At 65.9% G+C, this 18,637-nt stretch carries 18 protein-coding genes; 12 read left to right on the top strand and 6 right to left on the bottom strand.

The features are described 5' to 3' along the window. Positions 1–2: 2 nt before the first annotated feature. The 5 genes from thiL to mnmA form a co-directional block, all read right to left on the bottom strand. The gene (thiL, locus tag HUK72_RS11210; RefSeq protein ID WP_176596839.1) at positions 3–917 is read right to left on the bottom strand and encodes a thiamine-phosphate kinase; all 915 of its coding nucleotides are present in this window, start codon (positions 915–917) and stop codon (positions 3–5) included. A 147-nt stretch (positions 918–1,064) separates the two neighbouring features. Next, positions 1,065–1,511 carry a transcription antitermination factor NusB gene (nusB, locus tag HUK72_RS11215; RefSeq protein WP_025548292.1) on the bottom strand — a complete coding sequence of 149 codons (447 nt, stop codon included), beginning with the start codon at positions 1,509–1,511 and terminating at the stop codon, positions 1,065–1,067. Positions 1,512–1,576: 65 nt separating this feature from the next. Continuing rightward, positions 1,577–2,866: a histidinol dehydrogenase gene (gene hisD, locus HUK72_RS11220; RefSeq protein WP_176596840.1), complete on the bottom strand. Its 1,290-nt coding sequence runs from the start codon at positions 2,864–2,866 to the stop codon at positions 1,577–1,579. A 117-nt stretch (positions 2,867–2,983) separates the two neighbouring features. Then, a complete protein-coding gene (gene hisG, locus HUK72_RS11225) occupies positions 2,984–3,646 on the bottom strand; it encodes an ATP phosphoribosyltransferase (protein WP_176596841.1) in 663 nt (220 codons plus the stop codon). Positions 3,647–3,840: 194 nt separating this feature from the next. After that, positions 3,841–4,962, bottom strand: coding sequence for a tRNA 2-thiouridine(34) synthase MnmA (mnmA, locus tag HUK72_RS11230; RefSeq protein ID WP_176596842.1), 1,122 nt, complete (start codon positions 4,960–4,962; stop codon positions 3,841–3,843). Between the two features lie 124 nt (positions 4,963–5,086). Here mnmA and HUK72_RS11235 point away from each other — a divergent pair, with 124 nt between their 5' ends. The 3 genes from HUK72_RS11235 to HUK72_RS11245 all read left to right on the top strand — a co-directional run bounded on the left by HUK72_RS11235 (position 5,087) and on the right by HUK72_RS11245 (position 6,205). Further along, positions 5,087–5,383 carry a hypothetical protein gene (locus HUK72_RS11235; RefSeq protein ID WP_176596843.1) on the top strand — a complete coding sequence of 99 codons (297 nt, stop codon included), beginning with the start codon at positions 5,087–5,089 and terminating at the stop codon, positions 5,381–5,383. Positions 5,384–5,490: 107 nt separating this feature from the next. After that, positions 5,491–5,790 (top strand): DUF1153 domain-containing protein, encoded by a 300-nt coding sequence (locus HUK72_RS11240; RefSeq protein WP_007687284.1) that lies wholly within the window; start codon positions 5,491–5,493, stop codon positions 5,788–5,790. Between the two features lie 160 nt (positions 5,791–5,950). Further along, positions 5,951–6,205 (top strand): GlsB/YeaQ/YmgE family stress response membrane protein, encoded by a 255-nt coding sequence (locus HUK72_RS11245; protein ID WP_176596844.1) that lies wholly within the window; start codon positions 5,951–5,953, stop codon positions 6,203–6,205. A 57-nt stretch (positions 6,206–6,262) separates the two neighbouring features. On the opposite strand, the gene HUK72_RS11250 is transcribed toward HUK72_RS11245, so the two are convergent. Continuing rightward, positions 6,263–6,511 carry a GlsB/YeaQ/YmgE family stress response membrane protein gene (locus HUK72_RS11250; RefSeq protein WP_176597827.1) on the bottom strand — a complete coding sequence of 83 codons (249 nt, stop codon included), beginning with the start codon at positions 6,509–6,511 and terminating at the stop codon, positions 6,263–6,265. A 176-nt stretch (positions 6,512–6,687) separates the two neighbouring features. Here HUK72_RS11250 and HUK72_RS11255 point away from each other — a divergent pair, with 176 nt between their 5' ends. The 9 genes from HUK72_RS11255 (at position 6,688) to ribB (ending at position 18,634) form a co-directional block, all read left to right on the top strand. Further along, positions 6,688–7,860 (top strand): efflux RND transporter periplasmic adaptor subunit, encoded by a 1,173-nt coding sequence (locus tag HUK72_RS11255; protein ID WP_176596845.1) that lies wholly within the window; start codon positions 6,688–6,690, stop codon positions 7,858–7,860. Positions 7,861–7,969: 109 nt separating this feature from the next. Then, the gene (locus HUK72_RS11260) at positions 7,970–11,128 is read left to right on the top strand and encodes an efflux RND transporter permease subunit (protein WP_176596846.1); all 3,159 of its coding nucleotides are present in this window, start codon (positions 7,970–7,972) and stop codon (positions 11,126–11,128) included. A 79-nt stretch (positions 11,129–11,207) separates the two neighbouring features. Next, positions 11,208–12,422 carry an IS701 family transposase gene (locus tag HUK72_RS11265; RefSeq protein WP_176597711.1) on the top strand — a complete coding sequence of 405 codons (1,215 nt, stop codon included), beginning with the start codon at positions 11,208–11,210 and terminating at the stop codon, positions 12,420–12,422. 346 nt (positions 12,423–12,768) lie between these two features. Continuing rightward, positions 12,769–14,034 carry a DUF445 domain-containing protein gene (locus HUK72_RS11270; protein WP_176596847.1) on the top strand — a complete coding sequence of 422 codons (1,266 nt, stop codon included), beginning with the start codon at positions 12,769–12,771 and terminating at the stop codon, positions 14,032–14,034. A 356-nt stretch (positions 14,035–14,390) separates the two neighbouring features. Then, positions 14,391–15,080 (top strand): energy transducer TonB, encoded by a 690-nt coding sequence (locus HUK72_RS11275; RefSeq protein ID WP_176596848.1) that lies wholly within the window; start codon positions 14,391–14,393, stop codon positions 15,078–15,080. Positions 15,081–15,105: 25 nt separating this feature from the next. Next, on the top strand, positions 15,106–15,612 hold the full coding sequence (locus tag HUK72_RS11280; protein WP_176596849.1) for a hypothetical protein: 507 nt from the start codon (positions 15,106–15,108) through the stop codon (positions 15,610–15,612). A 20-nt stretch (positions 15,613–15,632) separates the two neighbouring features. Continuing rightward, positions 15,633–16,622 (top strand): bifunctional diaminohydroxyphosphoribosylaminopyrimidine deaminase/5-amino-6-(5-phosphoribosylamino)uracil reductase RibD, encoded by a 990-nt coding sequence (gene ribD / locus HUK72_RS11285; protein ID WP_255325673.1) that lies wholly within the window; start codon positions 15,633–15,635, stop codon positions 16,620–16,622. Between the two features lie 30 nt (positions 16,623–16,652). Continuing rightward, positions 16,653–17,267, top strand: a complete 615-nt coding sequence (locus HUK72_RS11290; protein WP_176596851.1) for a riboflavin synthase — start codon at positions 16,653–16,655, stop codon at positions 17,265–17,267. An 83-nt stretch (positions 17,268–17,350) separates the two neighbouring features. Then, positions 17,351–18,634, top strand: a complete 1,284-nt coding sequence (ribB, locus tag HUK72_RS11295) for a 3,4-dihydroxy-2-butanone-4-phosphate synthase (RefSeq protein ID WP_176596852.1) — start codon at positions 17,351–17,353, stop codon at positions 18,632–18,634. Positions 18,635–18,637: the final 3 nt, after the last annotated feature.

An 18,637-nucleotide genomic window follows, 5' to 3' on the forward strand; every position in this document is an offset into this window, starting at 1 on the left:
GATCAGCCATGTTCCCAGCCGAGCCGGCCGGGCAGCGGCAGGGCCACGCCGTCGATCGTCAGCGTCAGCCCCTTGCCCTCGGCAAAGCGCCCGACCGGGATGGCGCGCACCGGCGGCTTGATCGCGGCGGGAAGGGCGAAGAGCAGCTCATAATCATCGCCCGCCCGGGCGGCGGCGATCTGGACCGCGTTGCTGGCTCCACGCGCCGCCTCCAGCGCCGGGGAGAGCGGGATATGGTCTATGGTGACGGCAAGGCCGCTCGCCTCCGCCATGCGGGCGGCGTCGATCAGTAGGCCGTCCGATAGGTCCATCATCGCATGGACATGCCGGGCGAGCAGCGCCCCTTCGGCAAGGCGCGGGCGCGGACGGCGATAGGCTTCCACCAGCGGCCCCGATGCGCCCGGCATGGTTTTGAGCAGGTCGAGACCTACGCCCGCATCCCCCACCGGGCCGGTCAGGTAGAGCCGGTCGCCCGCCTGCGCGCCGCTCCGCAGCGGGACCGGGCCGGTCGCTTCGCCCAAGGCCGTCAGGCTGTAGCTGCGCGGCGCGCCCCTGGGCATCTGCACCGTGTCGCCGCCCAGCAAGGGCATGGCGTGACGCGCCAGAGCCTCCCCCAACCCTTCGAGGAAAGCCGCGTCCCACGCATCGTCGCCGGACAGCGCATAGTTGAGCAGGCAGCCGACCGGCTTCGCGCCCTTGGCGGCGAGGTCGGACAGGTTCACCGCCGCCAGTTTCCAGCCGATGTCGGCGGGCGGATCGGCGGGGAGATAATGCACCCCCTCCACCATCGTGTCGCTGGTGAGGATCAGGCGGGCGTTGCCGATTTCGAGGACCGCCACATCGTCCCGCAAGCCCTGGGCGGCGGGGTCGTTCGCCAGCAGGCGGAGCAGGGTCAGGAAACGGGATTCAGCGGACATGGATGGCGACCCCGATCCTTTTTAGCGCACCTTTTAGCGCACCGTGCTCCTGCGAAGGCACTCGAACGAGACCGGCGGCTCGTGAGAGCCCAGTCCCACCGTTTGAACTGGGCTCCTGCCTTCGCAGGAGCACGGCATATGGAAATCTTATTTCCGCACATCCTTGGCCACGGCATCCAACAGCCCGTTCACGAAACCCGCTTCCCGCTTGTCGTAAAAGGCATGGGCGACGTCGACATATTCGCTGATCACCGTGCCGGTCGCGACATCCTTGCGGGCGAGCAGTTCATACGTCCCCGCGCGCAAAATCTGCCGCATCGGCTTGTCGAGCCGCTCCAGGCTCCAGCCCTTGGAGAGCCGCGCCACGATCAGCCCGTCGATTTCCTCGCGCCGCCGGTCGACGCCCTGCACGACATCGTCGAAGAAGCTTTCCTCCGCCTGCGCATAGGTCACGTCCTCGATGGTCGCGCCCAGGCGGTGCTGGTGGAATTCATGCAGCAGCAGGTGGAGCGGCGTGCCCTCCATCTCAAGCTGGTAGAGCGCCTGGACCGCGGCAAGGCGCGCGGCGGAGCGGGATTTGGAGCGGTCGTTCATAGTCTTTCCATAACCGTTCGGGCTGAGCCTGTCGAAGCCCTTTGCCGAACGCAGTGAAGGGGAAATTATTTCAAACGCAGCGCCACCGAAGCCGCATGGGCCGGAAGCCCCTCCGCCTCCGCCAGCGCGACGGCGGCGGGGCCGATGGCGTCGATGCTGCTCTGGTTGAGGCTTAGGAAGCTGGTGCGCTTCATGAAATCCAGCACCGACAGCCCGGAGGAGAAGCGCGCACGGCGTCCGGTCGGCAGCACATGGTTCGGTCCGGCGACATAATCGCCCACCGCTTCCGGCGTCATGCGGCCCAGGAAAACCGATCCGGCATGGCGGACCTGAGCGAACAGCGCGTCGGGATCGTCGACCGCCAGTTCCAGATGCTCGGCGGCGAGGCGGTCGACCAGCGGCATGGCTTCTTCGAAGTCGCGCACGACGATGATCGCGCCATTGGCGGTCCAGCTCGTGGTTGCCACGACCTCCGTCGTAAGCTTGGAAAGCTTCCGATGCACGGCTTCCTCAACCGCATCGGCAAAGGCCGCGTCGTCGGTGAAGAGGATCGACTGGCTGGTCGGGTCATGCTCCGACTGGCTGAGCAGATCGGCGGCGATCCAGTCGGGATCATTCTTCCCATCGGCCACCACGACGATCTCGGACGGGCCCGCGACCATGTCGATGCCGACCACGCCGTAAAGCTGGCGCTTCGCCTCCGCCACCCAGGCATTGCCGGGGCCGGTGATGACGTCGACCGGCCTGATCCGGTTCGTGCCATAGGCGAGCGCCGCCACCGCCTGCGCCCCGCCGACGCGCCAGATCTCCTCGATCCCGGCGATCTGCGCGGCGGCGAGAACCAGCGGATTGATCTCGCCATGGGGGGTGGGCGTCACCATCGCGATGCGCTGGACGCCCGCGACCTTGGCCGGGATCGCGTTCATCAGCAGGGAACTGGGATAGGCGGCGCGGCCGCCCGGCACATAGAGGCCCGCCGCGTCCACCGCGTTCCAGCGCGCGCCCAGGCGCACGCCCGCCGCATCGATGCTGTCGCTGTCCTGCGGCTTCTGCTTGTCATGATAGGCCGCGATGCGCGCCGCCGCGAGTTCTAGCGCATCGCGCAGCTCGGTCGAAAGGCCGTCCAGCGCCTTGCGGCATTCGGCAGGCTCCACCGCCCAGCCGCTGACGTCCAGGTCGTGGCGGTCGAAACGGCTGGTATAATCGGCCAGCGCCGCATCGCCCTCGGCCCGGACGCGTTTGAGGATGGCGGCGACGTCGCGGGACACGTCCTCGTCGGCTTCGCGCCGGGCATCGACCAGGGCGGTGAAGGCGGCGGCGAAATCGCTGTCGGTGGTGGAAAGGCGGAAGGTCATCGGCCCCATCCTCCTTCCGTCATCCCCGCGGAGGCGGGGATCAATTTCCCATAAGACGCATCAAGCGCAACGTGCGGGAGACGGGTTCCCGCCTGCGCGGGAATGACGGTGAGGGGATCACGCCGCATCCTTCGCCCCCACGGCCTTGCGGAACGCCTCCACCAGCGGCACCAGTTCGGCCGAGCGCATCTTGTAAGCGGCGCGGTTGACGATCAGACGCGCCGACACCTGCATGATGATATTGGTCTCGACCAGGCCATTGGCCTTGAGCGTCGCGCCCGAGGACACCAGGTCGACGATGCGGCGGGACAGGCCCAGCGAGGGCGCCAATTCCATCGCACCGTTCAGCTTCACGCACTCCGCCTGGATGCCCCGCGCCTCATAATATTTGCGCGTGAGATAAGGATATTTGGTTGCGACCCGCACATGGCTGAGCGCTGCCTCATCCTCGTCCGCCAGGCCGACGGGTTCGGCCACCGACAGGCGGCAATGCCCCATGTCGAGGTCGACCGGCGCGTAAATCTCCGAATAATCAAACTCTTCCAGCACGTCAGACCCGACGATGCCGATCTGCGCCGCGCCATGCGCGACGAAGGTCGCCACGTCGAAGGCGCGCACCCGGATGATCGACACGTCCGGCCGGTTGGTGGCGAAGCGAAGGGCGCGGCTCTTCTTGTCATGGAACTCCGCCTCCGGCTCGATACCGGCCTGGGCGAGCAGGGGCAGCGCCTCATCGAGAATGCGGCCCTTGGGGATGGCGAAGGTGAGCGGACGAGTCATGACGCGCGGGCCTTACTGGGAGGGGCGGGAAAGGGCAAGGTCGGGCTGGTCCGACCACGTTTGACTATCTTCAGCCTGATCCCCCGTACTTCAGCGTGTTCCTGCGAAGGCAGGAACCCAGTCCCGCCGTCCGAACTGGGTTCCTGCCTTCGCAGGAACACGCTGTCTTATAGCGACGTCTTATAGCGAGGGGCTTACGCCGCCTCCGCCAGCGCCGCTTCCGTCGCGGCGATCCAGCCGCCGCCCAGCACCCGGTCGCCGGCATAGAGCACCGCCGCCTGCCCCGGCGCGACGCCATATTCGGGCGCGTCGAAGACCAGCCGCTCGCCCTCCAGCCGCGCCGGAACCGGCTTCGCCATGGAGCGCACCTTGGCCGTCAAAGGCCCGGAGAAATCGCCGCCCAGCCAATTGATGTCGCTCAGCCTTGCCGCCGACACCGCCAGCGCCGCCTTCGGCCCGACGATCACGCGCCGCGCTTCCGCATCCAGCCGCACGACATAGAGCGGTTCGGCCTGACCGCCGATCTCCAGCCCTTTGCGCTGGCCGACGGTATAGTGGATCATCCCCTTGTGCGTGCCCATCAGGCGGCCGTCGATATGGACGATGTCGCCGCCCTCATCGGCATCGGGCCGCAGCTTGCGCACGATCTTCGCATAGTCGCCGTCCGGCACGAAGCAGATGTCCTGGCTATCCGGCTTCATCGCCACCGACAGGCCCAGTTCCGCCGCGATCTCTCGCACCTGCGGCTTGGGCAGGCCGCCCAGGGGGAAGCGCAGATAGTCGAGCTGCGCCTGAGTCGTGGCGAAGAGGAAATAGCTCTGGTCCCGCGCCGGATCGGCGGCGCGATGCAGTTCGGCGCCCTGCGCTCCCTCGACCCGGCGCACATAATGGCCGGTGGCGAGGCAGTCGGCGCCCAGGTCGCGGGCGATCTGGAATAGATCGGTGAACTTCACCCCCATATTGCACTTGACGCAGGGGATGGGCGTGCGCCCGGCCATATATTCGTCGGCAAAATCAGCGATCACCGAATCCCGGAACCGGCTTTCATAATCAAAGACATAATGGGCGATGCCGATGCGGTCCGCGACCGCCCGCGCATCGCGTATGTCCTGCCCGGCGCAGCAGCTTCCGGTGCGCCCGACCGCCGCGCCATGATCGTAAAGCTGGAGCGTCACGCCGATGGTTTCCGCGCCGGTGCGCGCAGCGAGCGCGGCGACGACGCTGGAATCCACGCCGCCGGACATGGCGACGACGATGCGCCGCACGCTCTGCGGGTCTTTCAGATTGAATTGGGCAAGCTGGAACTGGGGCTGCATGGGCGCGCATATAGTCGCCCCACCGTCCGCATTCCAGCCGGATTCCGTTTGCCCGGTCGCAATATCACCAAAATTGAGGACAAGTTTACCGGACCTTATCCTTTAGCTCCTAAACCCCTCTCCCATGGATCTGGGATTCCTTCGGACAGGCGGGCTCAAGCCCAGCTTCGTCAAGCCTTCGGGCCGGCGGCGCGTGCCGGTCTGGCCGTCCTTGCGGGCCGCTTCGGCGGCGGCGCAGGCGGCCAGCCCCACCGCGCAGGCGGTCGCGGGCGTCCTGCGGGGGCAGGAGATCGAAGGCGACTGGGTCCAGGAACTGGCCGATATTCTCGCGCCACGTTCCGACGGCAATATCGAGGCCGTGGGGCTCGCGGGCAGCTTTAACCCGTTGATCGCGAACCTTTTAAGGGTGGGGCAAGGATGATGAAGGGGGCGTTTACCGTGGCGCTTTAGGGCCTGTTCAGGGCTTGAAGGCAAACAGGCAAACACTGCTGAAATCGGCAACGCCAGTGCCGCTTATTGAGGGTGATAATGATCGAGAACCAGAAAATCAGACCTGCACAGGTCGTCGGGCCGCTAGGAGAACCCCTGACTCTGGAGAGCCTGCCGCCCGTGGACACGACTCGCTGGGTCGTGCGCCGCAAGGCTGAGGTCGTGGCGGCCGTCAACGGCGGTCTGCTGACCGTGGATGAAGCCTGCGCCCGCTATTCGCTGACGCTGGAGGAATTTGCGAGCTGGCAGCGCGCCGTCGACCGTTCCGGCATGCACGGCCTGCGCGTGACGCGCATCCAATATTACAAGTCCCTCTACGAACGGCAGCAGAAATACTGATCATCCGTTTCTAGAAAAAAGGGTCGCATTACAGCAAGGCCGCCGGATCTGGCATCCGGCGGCCTTCTGCTTTGTCAAGGTGAAATGGAACGTAAAGCCGACTTCTCCGTTGAACAGATCAGCCCACCCGAAAGGGGCTGTGGACCAAGGAGAGTGAGAAATGGGCATCATTTTGTGGCTCGTTGTCGGCGGCGTCATCGGCTGGCTTGCCAGCATGGTCATGCGGACCGACGCGCAACAGGGCATCCTGCTGAACATCGTCGTCGGCATCGTCGGCGCGTTCGTAGGCGGCCTGATCTTCAGCGGCGGTTCGATCAATGACGGCCTGACGCTTTACAGCTTCCTCGTGTCGCTGGTCGGCGCCATCATCCTGCTCGCGATCGTCAATCTGGTGCGCCGCGGTTCCGTCCGCTAAACGCCGCGCCAGGAACAAAGAGGCCGTGTCCGCAGGGGCGCGGCCTCTTTTCATGCCTCAACCCCGGCCCGCGAAAAAGCGGTAGAGCGCCAGCACGCCGATCGAACCCAGCACGGCGGCGATGAAGCTCGCCCGCTCGCCCGGTTCGTAAATGCCCAGCAGCCGCCCGACATAGCCCGCCAGCAGCGCGCCGGCGATGCCCAGCAAGATGGTGACGACGCAGCCGCCGGGATCGCGGCCGGGCATGACCAGCCGGGCGATGGCGCCCGCGAACAGCCCGACAATGATCCATCCCAGCAATTCCATCGCCGCCTCCCGCCGCCATGCGGCTATAGCGCCATAGTCCTCCGGCTTTGGCAAGGCCCGGCCGAACGGCTTTGCGATCCGCCCCGCAGCCATGATAATGGGGGCTTGAGCCGGGTGATGTATTCATATAATACAGCAATCCGAACGGCGCCCCTATGCCGAAAGATGGATTCAGGATGAATTACGAAACCCCATTGGTCGGTGACATGCCGGCAGATGTCCTTGACGATCGGGACGAGCGCTCGGTCTGGCGCCGCAGGCTGGTAATCGGCGCGGTCGTCGCCATCGTCCTGATCGCCGTCGCCACCTGGATCAGCATGCACGGCAAGGGCGCGGAAACCCCCGCCAACGCCGCGCAGGCGCCGGTCGTCACGGTGATCAGCCCCGGCCAGTCGACAGTGTCGCACACCATCAGCGCCACCGGATCGCTGGCTGCGCGAGTGGAGATGCCGGTCGGCGTCGTGGGCGAAGGCGGCGCGGTGACGCGGGTGCTGGTGCAGCCGGGCGACTGGGTCGGCGCGGGCCAGGTGCTGGCGACCGTCGAACGTTCCGTCCAGACCGAGCAGATCCGCTCGCTCGCCGCGCAGGTGGAGGTCAACCGCGCCGACGCCAAGCTGGCGCAGGCGCAGCTCGACCGCGCCAAGGCGCTGGTGTCGCGGGGCTTCATCAGCCAGGCCGACATCGACCAGCGCACCGCGACCCGCGACGCCGCCAATGCCCGCGTCAACGTCGCCATCGCGCAACTGGCCGAACAGCGCGCCCGCACCGGCCGCCTCGACATCCGCGCGCCCGCTGCCGGGCTGGTGCTGACCCGCGCCGTGGAGCCGGGCCAGATCGTCGGATCGGGCAGCGCCACATTGTTCCGCATGGCGAAGGGCGGGGAGATGGAAATGCTGGCCCAGGTGAGCGAGGGCGATCTGGCGGCGGTGCGCCCCGGCAACGGCGCAACGGTCACGCCGGTCGGCGGCACGGCGCAATTTGCCGGGCGCGTCTGGCAGGTGTCGCCGGTCGTCGACAATCAGAGCCGCCAGGGCATCGCCCGCATCGCCATCCCCTATAATCCGGCGATCCGTCCGGGCGGCTTCGCCTCCGCCGCGATCGTCAGCGGCACTGGTTCTGCGCCGATGCTGCCGGAATCGGCGGTGCAGAGCGATGAGAAGGGCAATTTCGTCTATGTCGTCAATGGCCGGGACGAAGTGCAGCGGCGCGACGTCAAGATCGGCCAGGTGACGGATGCGGGCGTGTCGATCCTGAACGGCCTTAACGGCGACGAACGCATCGTGGCTTCGGCCGGCGCCTTCCTGACGCCGGGGCAGAAGGTGAAGCCGGAAATCGGCAAGTCGAAATGAAGCGGCGTGGCGCGCCAAAGCATCGTGCGGAAAAGTGGGAACCGGTTTTCCGCTTGAAACGATGCGACAACAAGAATGTGCGCGTCCACTGGCAGGCGAGGAAGCCGTCATGAGTTTTCGCAATATTTCCGCCTGGGCGATCCGCAACCCGGTGTCCCCGATCGTGCTGTTCGTGGCGCTGCTGCTGGCGGGCATCGTCAGCTTCAGCCGGATGGACGTCAATCAGAATCCCGACATCAGCTTCCCCATGGCCAGCGTCGTCGTGCGCCAGCCCGGCGCGGCGCCGACCGAACTGGAAACGCAGGTGACGCAACGCGTCGAGGCGGCGGTGCGCGGCATCAGCGGCGTGGACGAGATCACGTCCTGGGTGACGGAGGGCCAGTCCAACACCAATGTGCAGTTCCAGATCGGCACGCCGGTTGACCGCGCCGTCAACGATGTGAAGAACGCCGTCGACCAGATTCGCAGCGACCTGCCCGAAGGGATTTTGGAGCCGCAGGTCAGCCGCGTCGACATTGACGGCGGGCCGATCGCCTATTTCAGCGCCGAAGCCACCGACATGACGCTGGAGGAGCTGTCCTGGTATGTCGACAACACCGTCGCCAAGCGTCTGCTGGCGGTGCCGGGCATGGCGGCGGTCAAGCGCGGCGGCGGCGTGTCCCGCGAAATCCGCGTCATCCTGAACCCCGCCAAGCTGCAATCGCATGGCATCACCGCCAGCCAGGTCAACCAGCAGCTTCAGCAGGTCAATCTGAACGCGGCGGGCGGCCGCACCGAAATCGCCGGCGCCGAACAGGCGATCCGCGTGCTGGGCAACGCCCGCGACGCCTATGCGCTGGGCCAGACCCAGATCGCCATTAGCGGCGGCCGCACCGTCAAGCTGGCCGACCTGGCCGATGTGCGCGACATGTATGCCGAACAGCGCACGCTGTCCCTGATGAACGGGCGGCAAGTGACCAGCTTCAGCATGGAAAAGGCCAAGGGATCGTCCGACGTCACCGTCTTCGATGACGCGATGAAGGTGCTGGAGCAGCTTCGGAAGGAAAATCCGAAGGTCCAGTACAAGCAGCTTTATACCAGCGTCGAATATACCAAGGGCCAATATCACAGCGCCATGCAGGCGATGATCGAGGGCGCGGTGCTGGCCGTGGTGATCGTCTTCCTGTTCCTGCGCGACTGGCGGGCAACCATGATCTCGGCGCTCGCCATTCCGCTGTCCGCGATCCCGGCCTTCTGGTTCATGGACATGATGGGCTTCACGCTGAACGGCATTTCGCTGCTGGCGCTCAGTCTGGTGGCGGGCGTGCTGGTCGACGACGCGATCGTGGAGATCGAGAATATCGTACGCCACATGCGCATGGGCAAAAGCGCCTATCAGGCCTCCATCGACGCCGCCGACGAAATCGGCCTGGCGGTGCTGGCGACGACCATGGCGATCGTCGCGGTGTTCCTGCCGGTGGCGCTGATGCCGGGCATTTCGGGCCAGTTCTTCATCCAGTTCGGCATGACCGTGGTGGTCGCCGTGCTGCTGAGCCTGGCGGTGGCGCGCCTGATCACGCCGATGATCGCCGCCTATTTCCTGAAGGCGCATGGCCAGGAAAGCCATGGCGAAGGCTGGCTGATGGACGTCTATATGGCCGTGCTGCGCTGGTCGCTGGACGAGCGCCGCGCCATCGCCCATCGCGCGCGGGGCGGCGCGGCGCGCTTCACCGCCTGGATTCGCGACCATCGCATCTGGACGATGGGCCTGGGCTTCCTGGCGTTCGCCGCGACGATCCTGGCCTTCGGCACGCTGCCCATGTCGTTCCAGCCGACCATCGACACCGATTTCAGCCAGGTGAAGGTCGAAACCGTGCCCGGCAGCACGTTGCAGCAGACCACGGCCATCACCCGCAAGGTGGCGGACATGCTCGCATCCGACAAGGACATGGTCGAAGCCGCCTTTGCCGACATCCAGACGACGGGCGCCGACATCTTCCTGACGCTCAGGAAGGACCGGCCCATCTCCTCGGTCGAATGGGAACGCAAGATCGCGCCCAAATTCCAGCAGGTCGCGGACGCCCGCGTCAATTTCCAGTCGCAATCGGGCGGCGGCTTCGGCCGCGACATCATCTTCATGTTCGGCAGCGACGATCCGGTGAAGCTGGAAGCCACCGCCAACAAGCTGGTGGCGGAAATGGCGGGCATCCATGAACTGCGTGCGCCCCGGGTCGCGGGCGACATGAACCGGCCGGAAATCGTCATCAAGCCGCGCTTCGACCTGGCCGCCAGCCTGGGCGTCACCACCGCCGCGCTCAGCCAGACGATCCGCGTCGCGACGATTGGCGACATCGACCAGAACAGCGCCAAATTCTCCCTGTCCGACCGGCAGATACCGATCCGCGTGTCGGTCGCTGAAAACAGCCGCCGCGACATCGCGACGATCGAGAATATGCCGGTGCCCACGGTCAGCGGCGGCTCCGTGCCGCTGAAGGTCGTGGCCGACATCGAATTCGGCGCGGGACCGACGCAGATTCGCCGCTACAACCAGATCCGCCGCATCGTCGTGGGCGCGGACCTGGCGCCGGGCATCGTCACCAGCCAGGCGATGGTCAAGATCAACGCCTTGCCGACGATGCAGGCGATCACAGCCGGCAAGATCGCAGGCGTGCAGAAGCTGAATACCGGCGACAGCAAATGGCAGGCGGAGATGATCCAGAATTTCGTCATCGCGGTCATTTCCGGCATCATGCTGGTGCTGGCGGTGCTGACCCTGCTCTACAAGCGGCTGATGCCTCCGTTCGTCAATCTGGGGTCGCTGCTGCTGGCGCCGCTGGGCGGGGCGGTGGCGCTGCACCTGACCGGCAATCCGGTGTCCATGCCGGTGCTGATCGGCCTGCTGATGCTGCTGGGCATCGTCGCCAAAAACTCGATCCTGGTCATCGACTTCGCGCTGGAGGAGATGGGCAAGGGCGTGCCCAAGCTGGAAGCGATCATCGATGCCGGGCACAAACGCGCCCAGCCGATCGTCATGACCACCGTGGCGATGGTGGCGGGCATGGTGCCGACCGCCGCCTCGCTGAGCGGCGACGGCGCGTGGCGCGCGCCGATGGGCATCACCGTGATCGGCGGCCTGATCCTGTCGACCGTGCTGACGCTGGTGATCGTGCCCGCGACCTTCAGCCTGGCGCTGGGGATCGAGGAATGGGTCGGCCCGCGCCTGGGCCGCCGCCTGCTCACCTACAAGCCGGGCGACAATCGCGCGGGGGCGACGCAGCCGGCGGAATAGGGTGGGGAGCGGTGTGGCTGGCGCCGCTTCCTAGCATTACAGTTGCATATTGATTGAAACTCTGAATCAATGGGTCTCCATGGTAAGGAGGCCGTGGATGACGGGTACATCGATTGAGACCACGCTGGAGCTATGGGCATCGTCGCTTCGCGACGTGAAGGCTCGTATGCGCGGCTTGTTCACGCAGGAACGAGTTGCAGCGTCAGCGAACCTTTTCCTGGATGGTGTGCTGGGCGACGAGCGTCGTAAGACGGGTTGGATGCGCGCTGAGGCGGCGGGTGATCCGGGCCCCTGGCGACAGCAAGCTATTTTGGGCCGGGGGCGCTGGGACGCGGACGGGCTTCGCGACATTGTGCGGGAGTATGTTGTCGAGAACCTCGCCACACAGGAGGCAGTTCTGGTCATTGATGAGACCGGATTTCTCAAGCAGGGCAAGGCGTCCTGTGGTGTTGCGCGTCAATATACCGGCTCGGCGGGCAAGATTACGAACTGCCAGATTGGTGTGTTCGCTGCCTATGTGTCGGCGCGGGGTCACGCCTTTATCGATCGGGCGCTCTATTTGCCCAAGAGTTGGACGAGCGACCCGGCAAGGCTGGCCGCCACCCACGTTCCCGAGACGGTCGCCTTCGCCACCAAGCCAGCTTTGGCTGTCGATATGATACAGCGCGCGCTGGCAGTGGATGTGCCCTTTTCATGGGTAGCTGCAGATGCGGTGTACGGCGTCGGAGACATTGAAGGCGCGCTGCGCCGAGCCTGCAAAGGCTATGTCCTCGGGGTTAAATCCGATCACCATTTCGGCTCATGGGCAGGAAAGCCCCCGGTTGCAGGCACGGCGGAAGAAATCGCGCGTGACCTTGCGCCTCATGCGTGGCAGCGCTTGTCCGCTGGCGAGGGGACCAAGGGCGCACGGCTTCATGACTGGGCTTACTGTGAACTCGCCGATCTCGAAGCCGATGAATATGATGAGACGAAATCGGGCCTTTGGACCCGCGGTCTTCTGATCCGCCGCAATATCAGCGACGGCGATCTCGCTTTCTTCACAACCTGGTGTCCCGCCGGGACAGACATCCAGGCGCTTGTGTCCGTCGAAGGCCATCGCTGGGCAATCGAAGACGGCTTCGAAACCGCCAAGAACGAACTCGGCCTTGACCACAACGAAACGCGATCATGGCATGGCTGGCACCGCCACGTCTCGCTCGTGATGCTCGCCTTCGCCATGATGGCGGTGATCCGGTATCGCGCAAACGACGCAACGCCCCCAAAAAGACTGAGGATGCCGACCATCAGGATCTGATCCGATGGTCGATCCAGGAAGTCCGACGGATCGCCAACAAGCTTGCTCAGCGCCGTATCCGGCCCGCCTACATCATCGCTTGGTCATGCTGGAGACGAGCGCATCAGGCTGCAGCACGGCGCGCTCATATCAAATCAAAAATGCAACTGTAAAGCTAGGAATACATCGTGCTCCTGCGGAGGCAGGAGCCCAGTCCTGCCCTCTGTGTATCATCGCACCGCAGGAACTGGGCTCCTGCCTCCGCAGGAGCACGATGCGTTTAATGGCTATAACCGGTTTCGCAGCCCTCTCCCCCCGAAAAGAAGCCCTTGCCTGAACGAAACGGCGGCGTAACCGTTGGCTGGTCATGAAGATGCTCCCCCCGCCCCGCCCCATCGCCGCCAGCCCTGTCCATCCGGCGCGGCGCATGCGGATGGTGGCGACGGGCATGCTGCTCGCCATGGCGGCGCTGTTCCTGGCGGCGCGGGCGACTGTCCACCTCCACCCCGCCATCGGCTTCGTCCAGGCCTTTGCCGAGGCGGCGATGGTCGGCGGGCTGGCCGACTGGTTCGCCGTCACCGCCCTGTTCCGCCATCCGCTGGGCCTGCCCATCCCGCACACCGCGATCATTCCGCGCAACAAGGACCGGATCGGGGACACGCTGGCCCTGTTCCTGCGCGACAATTTCCTGACCCCCGCCGTGGTGGCGCGGCGGATGCAGCGGCTGGACATCGCAGGCGCGGCGGGGCGCTTCCTCTCCAGCCCGTCCAGCGGCGACGGCAGGCTGCGCGAGGGCGCGTCGCGTCTGGCCGCCGACATATTGGAAGCGCTGGACCAGGAACGGCTCGGCGGCATGGTGAAGGGTGCCATCGCCCAGCGGCTGCGCGCGATGAACCTCGCCCCGCTGATCGGTCAGGCGCTGGAGGCGGCGATGCGCGACGGCCGCCATGCCCCGGTGATGGACGGCATCATCCTCTGGGCGGATCGCACGCTGGAGGCCAATGACCATCTCATCCGCCAGATGGTGCATGACCGATCGGGCAAGATATTGCGCTGGACCGGCCTGGACGAGAATCTGTCCAACGCGATCATCGACGGGCTGCGCAAGCTGCTGGCCGACATGGCGCAGGACCCCGGCCACAGCCTGCGCCTAAAGGCAGAAGAGGGCCTGACGAAGCTTGCCGCCGACCTGCAATTCGATCTGGAGATGCAGGCCCGCGTCGCCCGCATCCGGGACGAGATCGTCGACAATCCGGCAATGCAGCGCTGGATCGACGGCTTGTGGGAACAGGCGCGCGGCGGACTGCTGCGCGCGGTGCGCGACCCCGGCAAGGCGATGGCGGGGCGTCTGGGCGAAGCGCTTCATCAACTGGGCGGCACCTTGCAGGAGGACGCCCGGCTGCGGCTGCTGATCAACCGCTTCATGCGCCGGGCGGCGGTGGGCGCGACCGCGGCCTATGGCGATTCCATCGTCAAGCTGGTCAGCGAGACGGTGCGCGGTTGGGATGCGGGCACCGTCACCAGCCGGCTCGAACATGCGGTCGGGCGCGACCTGCAATATATCCGGGTTAACGGCACGCTGGTGGGCGGGCTGGTGGGGCTTGCGATCCATGCCGTTGATACGTTGCTGTAGGATAGGTGGGGATTTGGCGGGGAATGGCCATTTCCAGCCATTAAGCACGTCGTGCTCCTGCGCAGGCAGGAGCCTAGTTCAAACGGTGCGATCATCCACTTGAGGGCGGGACTGGGCTCCTGCCTGCGCAGGAGCACGTGCACCCTAAGGAGAGGGCAGCACTCAGACTGTCCGAACCACCCAATTCGCCTCGGCTCGCCAATTCCCAAATATCCTACGACATTCTCCGCAACATGGCCCAGCATCTTCCCCCCTGCCATCGCAAACGCCCAAATTTAATGTTGCAACATATCATAAAATAATGTTGTAACGTTACATAACGATCCAGCAAGGATCGCGTGACAGGAGGGTGCGATATGCGACTGATGACGTTGCGGACAGCAAGCGGTGCAACACAGGTTTCCGGCTATAACGGCGGCAACCGGTCCCCCTTCGGCGTAGGCGGGGCGATTGCCGTCCATGCGCTGGTGGTCGGGGCCTATCTGCTGATGCCCAAGGAAATGATCGATGTCTTCCGCGATCCTCCGCCGCTGCTGACCTATCCGGTCGACGACACGCCGCCGCCGCCGGAACAGCCTCAGCCGGAAAGCGATTCCAAGCCCCTGCCCCAGACCGATTCCCATCCGACCGTAGTGAAAGATCCGGTCATTCCCCCGCCCCCGACCGGCTTCACGGCGAAGACCGACGATCGTCCAACCGGTGAGCCCGGCACGGGCACGATCACGCCGCCCATCACCCCGCCGCCGCCCGAACCGGTGCTGGCCGACGCCACCATCGATCCGCGCGCGCTGGCCGCTTTCCAGCCCGACTATCCCGGCACGATGATCCGGCAGGGGATGGAGGGCAAGGTCGTGGTCCGCGTCACCATCGGCCCCGACGGGCGCGTCGTCGACATAGAGCGGCTGTCGGCCGCCGACGAAGCCTTCTGGCTCGCCACCCAGCGCCATGCGCTGCGCAAATGGCGCTTCCGCCCGGCGACTCGGGATGGGGTGGCGATCAGTTCGACCAAGGTGCTGACCGTCCATTTCCGCCTGGCAGACGTCTGAAATCAAAGGAAAGGGGCCGGAAGCCATGGCGACGGACAACAGCGCTTTTGCATCCGGTCCCGCCTTACCCTATATCGGCGCCATGGCGATCTTCCCCCGTCCGGTGTCTCCCAAGAGCGCGATGAGCGACCTGTGGAGCTATTTTCGTGAGAACCGGCCTCATAAATGGCCGTTGCTCGGCCTGTCCGTCGCGTTCACCTGGGTCATCATCTGGGCCTTCATCGTCGACGCCAACACCAACACCATGCCGACGCGCAACCAGATTTTCTATGTGCAGAGCTGGGACACCAACCGCTCCGACGCGGCGATCATCCTCCAGCAGAAGATCGACCTCGCCAAGCGCGAGGCGGCGATCCAGAAGAAGCAGAAGGAAATGCAGGGCGTGGCCGATATTTTCGGCATCGACTGGAAGAAGGATGAAGCCCGCAACACCGCCCGCCGCAAGGAAGCGCTGAAGCAGATCAACGCCCAGCTCGACGCCCGGCTGGCCAAGGCCGAAGCCGTGGAGAAATCCGGAGCGGCCCAGCCCTGAGCGCGCGATCCAAAAGCATATTGCCCCCCGCCGATCCCGCGCAGGACCGGCGCTTCATGGCCGCCGCCATCGCCCTGTCGGAACGCGGGCGGGGCCTTTCCACCCCCAATCCCAATGTCGGCTGCCTGATCGTGCGCGACGGCCATGTCGTTGGCCGGGGCTGGACGCAGAAGGGTGGCCGCCCCCATGCCGAGGCGCAGGCGCTGGACGAGGCGCTGGACCGCGCCCGCGGCGCCACCGCCTATGTGACGCTGGAGCCTTGCTTCCATCTCTCCCCGCGTGGTCCCCGCTGCGCCGACCTGATGGCCCGCGCCGGGGTGCGGCGCGTGGTGATCGCCCTGCGCGATCCCGATCCGCGCACCGACGGGCAGGGCGCCGCCTGGCTGCGCAAGCGCGGCATCGCCGTCGACATGGGTCTGATGGCGGAGGAAGCCGTCGCCGCGATGCGCGGTTTCGTGCTGCGCCAGACATTGGGCCGCCCGGCCGTGACGCTCAAGCTCGGCCTGTCGCTCGACGGCCGGATCGCGCTGGCCGATGGGTCCAGCTGCTGGATCACCGGCCCGGACGCCCGCGCCCATGCCCATATGGAACGGGCGCGGCATGACGCCATATTGGTGGGCGGCGGCACGCTGCGCGCCGATGCGCCCCGGCTGGACGTGCGTCTGGCGGGTCTGGAGGATCGCTCCCCCCGGCGCGTGCTGCTCAGCCAGGGCGAGACGCCCGAAGGCTGGGAAGGCATCGCCGCGCCGGAGGACATCGCCGCTCTGCCGCATGTCGACCATCTGCTGGTCGAGGGCGGCGCACAGACTGCCGCCGCCTTCCTGCGCGCCGATCTGGTCGATCGGCTGCTGCTCTATCGCGCGCCGATCCTGATCGGCGCGGGGCTGGCCGGCATAGGCGACATCGGCCTGACCGATCTGGCCGACGCGCATGGCCGCTGGCGGCTCGACGACGAACGGCGGCTGGGCGATGATCGGCTGGAGGTTTACGTGCGGAGCCGCAGCGCCTAGGACGAGCCGCGAAAGAGGATTCCAAGCACCATGTTCACCGGCATCATAACCGACATCGGCACCATCCGCACCCATGAGCAGCGCGGCGACCTGCGACTGGTGATCGGCAGCGCCTATGACATGGACACGGTCGCCATCGGCGCGTCCATCGCCTGTTCGGGCGCCTGCCTGACGGTGGTGGAGAAGGGCGCGGACTGGTTCGCGGTCGACCTGTCGGCCGAAACCGTCGCGCGCACGGCGCCGGGCCTGTGGGACCAGGGCGGCCGCCTCAACCTGGAACGGGCGCTCAAGGTCGGGGACGAGCTGGGCGGCCATATCGTCACCGGCCATGTCGACGGCATCGGCACTTTGGCGTCCGCCGCGCATGAGGGCGATTCGACCCGCCTTATCATCGCCGCGCCCGCAGCATTGGCCCCCGCATTGGCGGCCAAGGGTTCGATCACCGTCGACGGCATCTCGCTGACCGTGAACACGGTGGAGGATCAGGCGGACGGCTCCGTCCATTTCGGCCTGAACATCATCCCGCATACCGCCGCCGCGACGACGCTGGACAGCCTGACGCCGGGCCGGACCTTCAATCTGGAGATCGACGTGCTGGCGCGCTATCTCGACCGGATGCAGAGCCTTCGCACGCGCCCAATGTGATTATCGCTTGCCATAATCACATCATGATGTGATATGCGGCACCATTCCGTTTCGGACCCCGCTTCGGGGAAGGAGTCGTTCTCATGTCGTCAGCCCTTATCGATACCGTCCGCTCGCTCGTCACCGACGGCGGCATGTCGCGATCCGGCCTCGCCCGCGCGGCGGGCCTTCACGCCAATTCCCTGCGCAAGCTGGGCGAGGCGGACTGGAACCCGACCGCCGAAACGCTGGGCAAGCTGGAAAGCTATCTCATCAAGCGCGAGGGCGGCACCGCGCTCGCTTCCCCCGAAGAGATCATCAACGAAGCCCGCAACGGCCGCATGTTCATCCTGGTCGATGACGAGGACCGGGAAAATGAGGGCGACCTGGTCATCCCCGCGCAGATGGCGACGCCCGACGCGATCAATTTCATGGCGACCCACGGCCGCGGTCTCATCTGCCTGGCGCTCAGCAAGGAGCGGGTCGACCATCTGGGCCTGGGCCTGATGAGCCGCAACAACGGCACCCGCCACGAAACCGCCTTCACCGTGTCGATCGAGGCGCGCGAGGGCGTGACCACCGGCATCAGCGCCGCCGACCGCGCCCGCACCATATCCGTCGCGATCGACGGGTCGAAGGGGCGCGACGACATCGTGACGCCGGGCCATGTCTTCCCGCTGGTGGCGAAGGACGGCGGTGTGCTGGTCCGCACCGGCCATACCGAGGCGGCGGTGGACGTCGCCCGCCTGGCCGGGCTCAATCCCTCCGGCGTCATCTGCGAGGTGATGAAGGACGACGGCACCATGGCGCGGCTGGACGACCTCATCCCCTTCGCCCAGAAGCACAAGATGAAGATCGGCACGATCCGCGACCTCATCGCCTATCGCCGCCGCCACGATCATATGGTGGAGCGCCGCGCCGAAACCACCTTCAACAGCCAATGGGGCGGCGACTGGAAAGCGATCAGCTTCTACAACAAGGCGACCCAGACCGAGCAGCTCGTGCTGCAGAAGGGCCATGTCTCCCCCGACGAACCGACGCTGGTCCGCATGCACCAGCTTTCGCTGCTCGACGATGTTTACGGATCGACCGGGCCGCGCAACGGCCTGCTCGCCAAGTCGATGGAGATCATCGCCCAGGAAGGGGCGGGCATCATCGTCGTCCTCACCGCCCAGGCGCCGGGCGATTTCGTGAGCCGCATCCTGCGCCATCATGCGGGCCAGCCCGACTCGGGCATGGACGAATTGCGCGACTATGGCGTGGGCGCGCAGATCCTGGCCGAACTGGGCGTGCACGACATGATCCTGATCAGCAACACCCATCACAGCCTGATCGCGCTTGACGGCTATGACCTGGCCGTGGTTGGGCAGCGGTCGATCGAGCTTTAAGGA

The organism is Sphingobium sp. 15-1 (genome assembly GCF_013375535.1).
In the GTDB taxonomy this organism is placed as follows: Bacteria; Pseudomonadota; Alphaproteobacteria; order Sphingomonadales; family Sphingomonadaceae; genus Sphingobium; species Sphingobium aromaticivastans.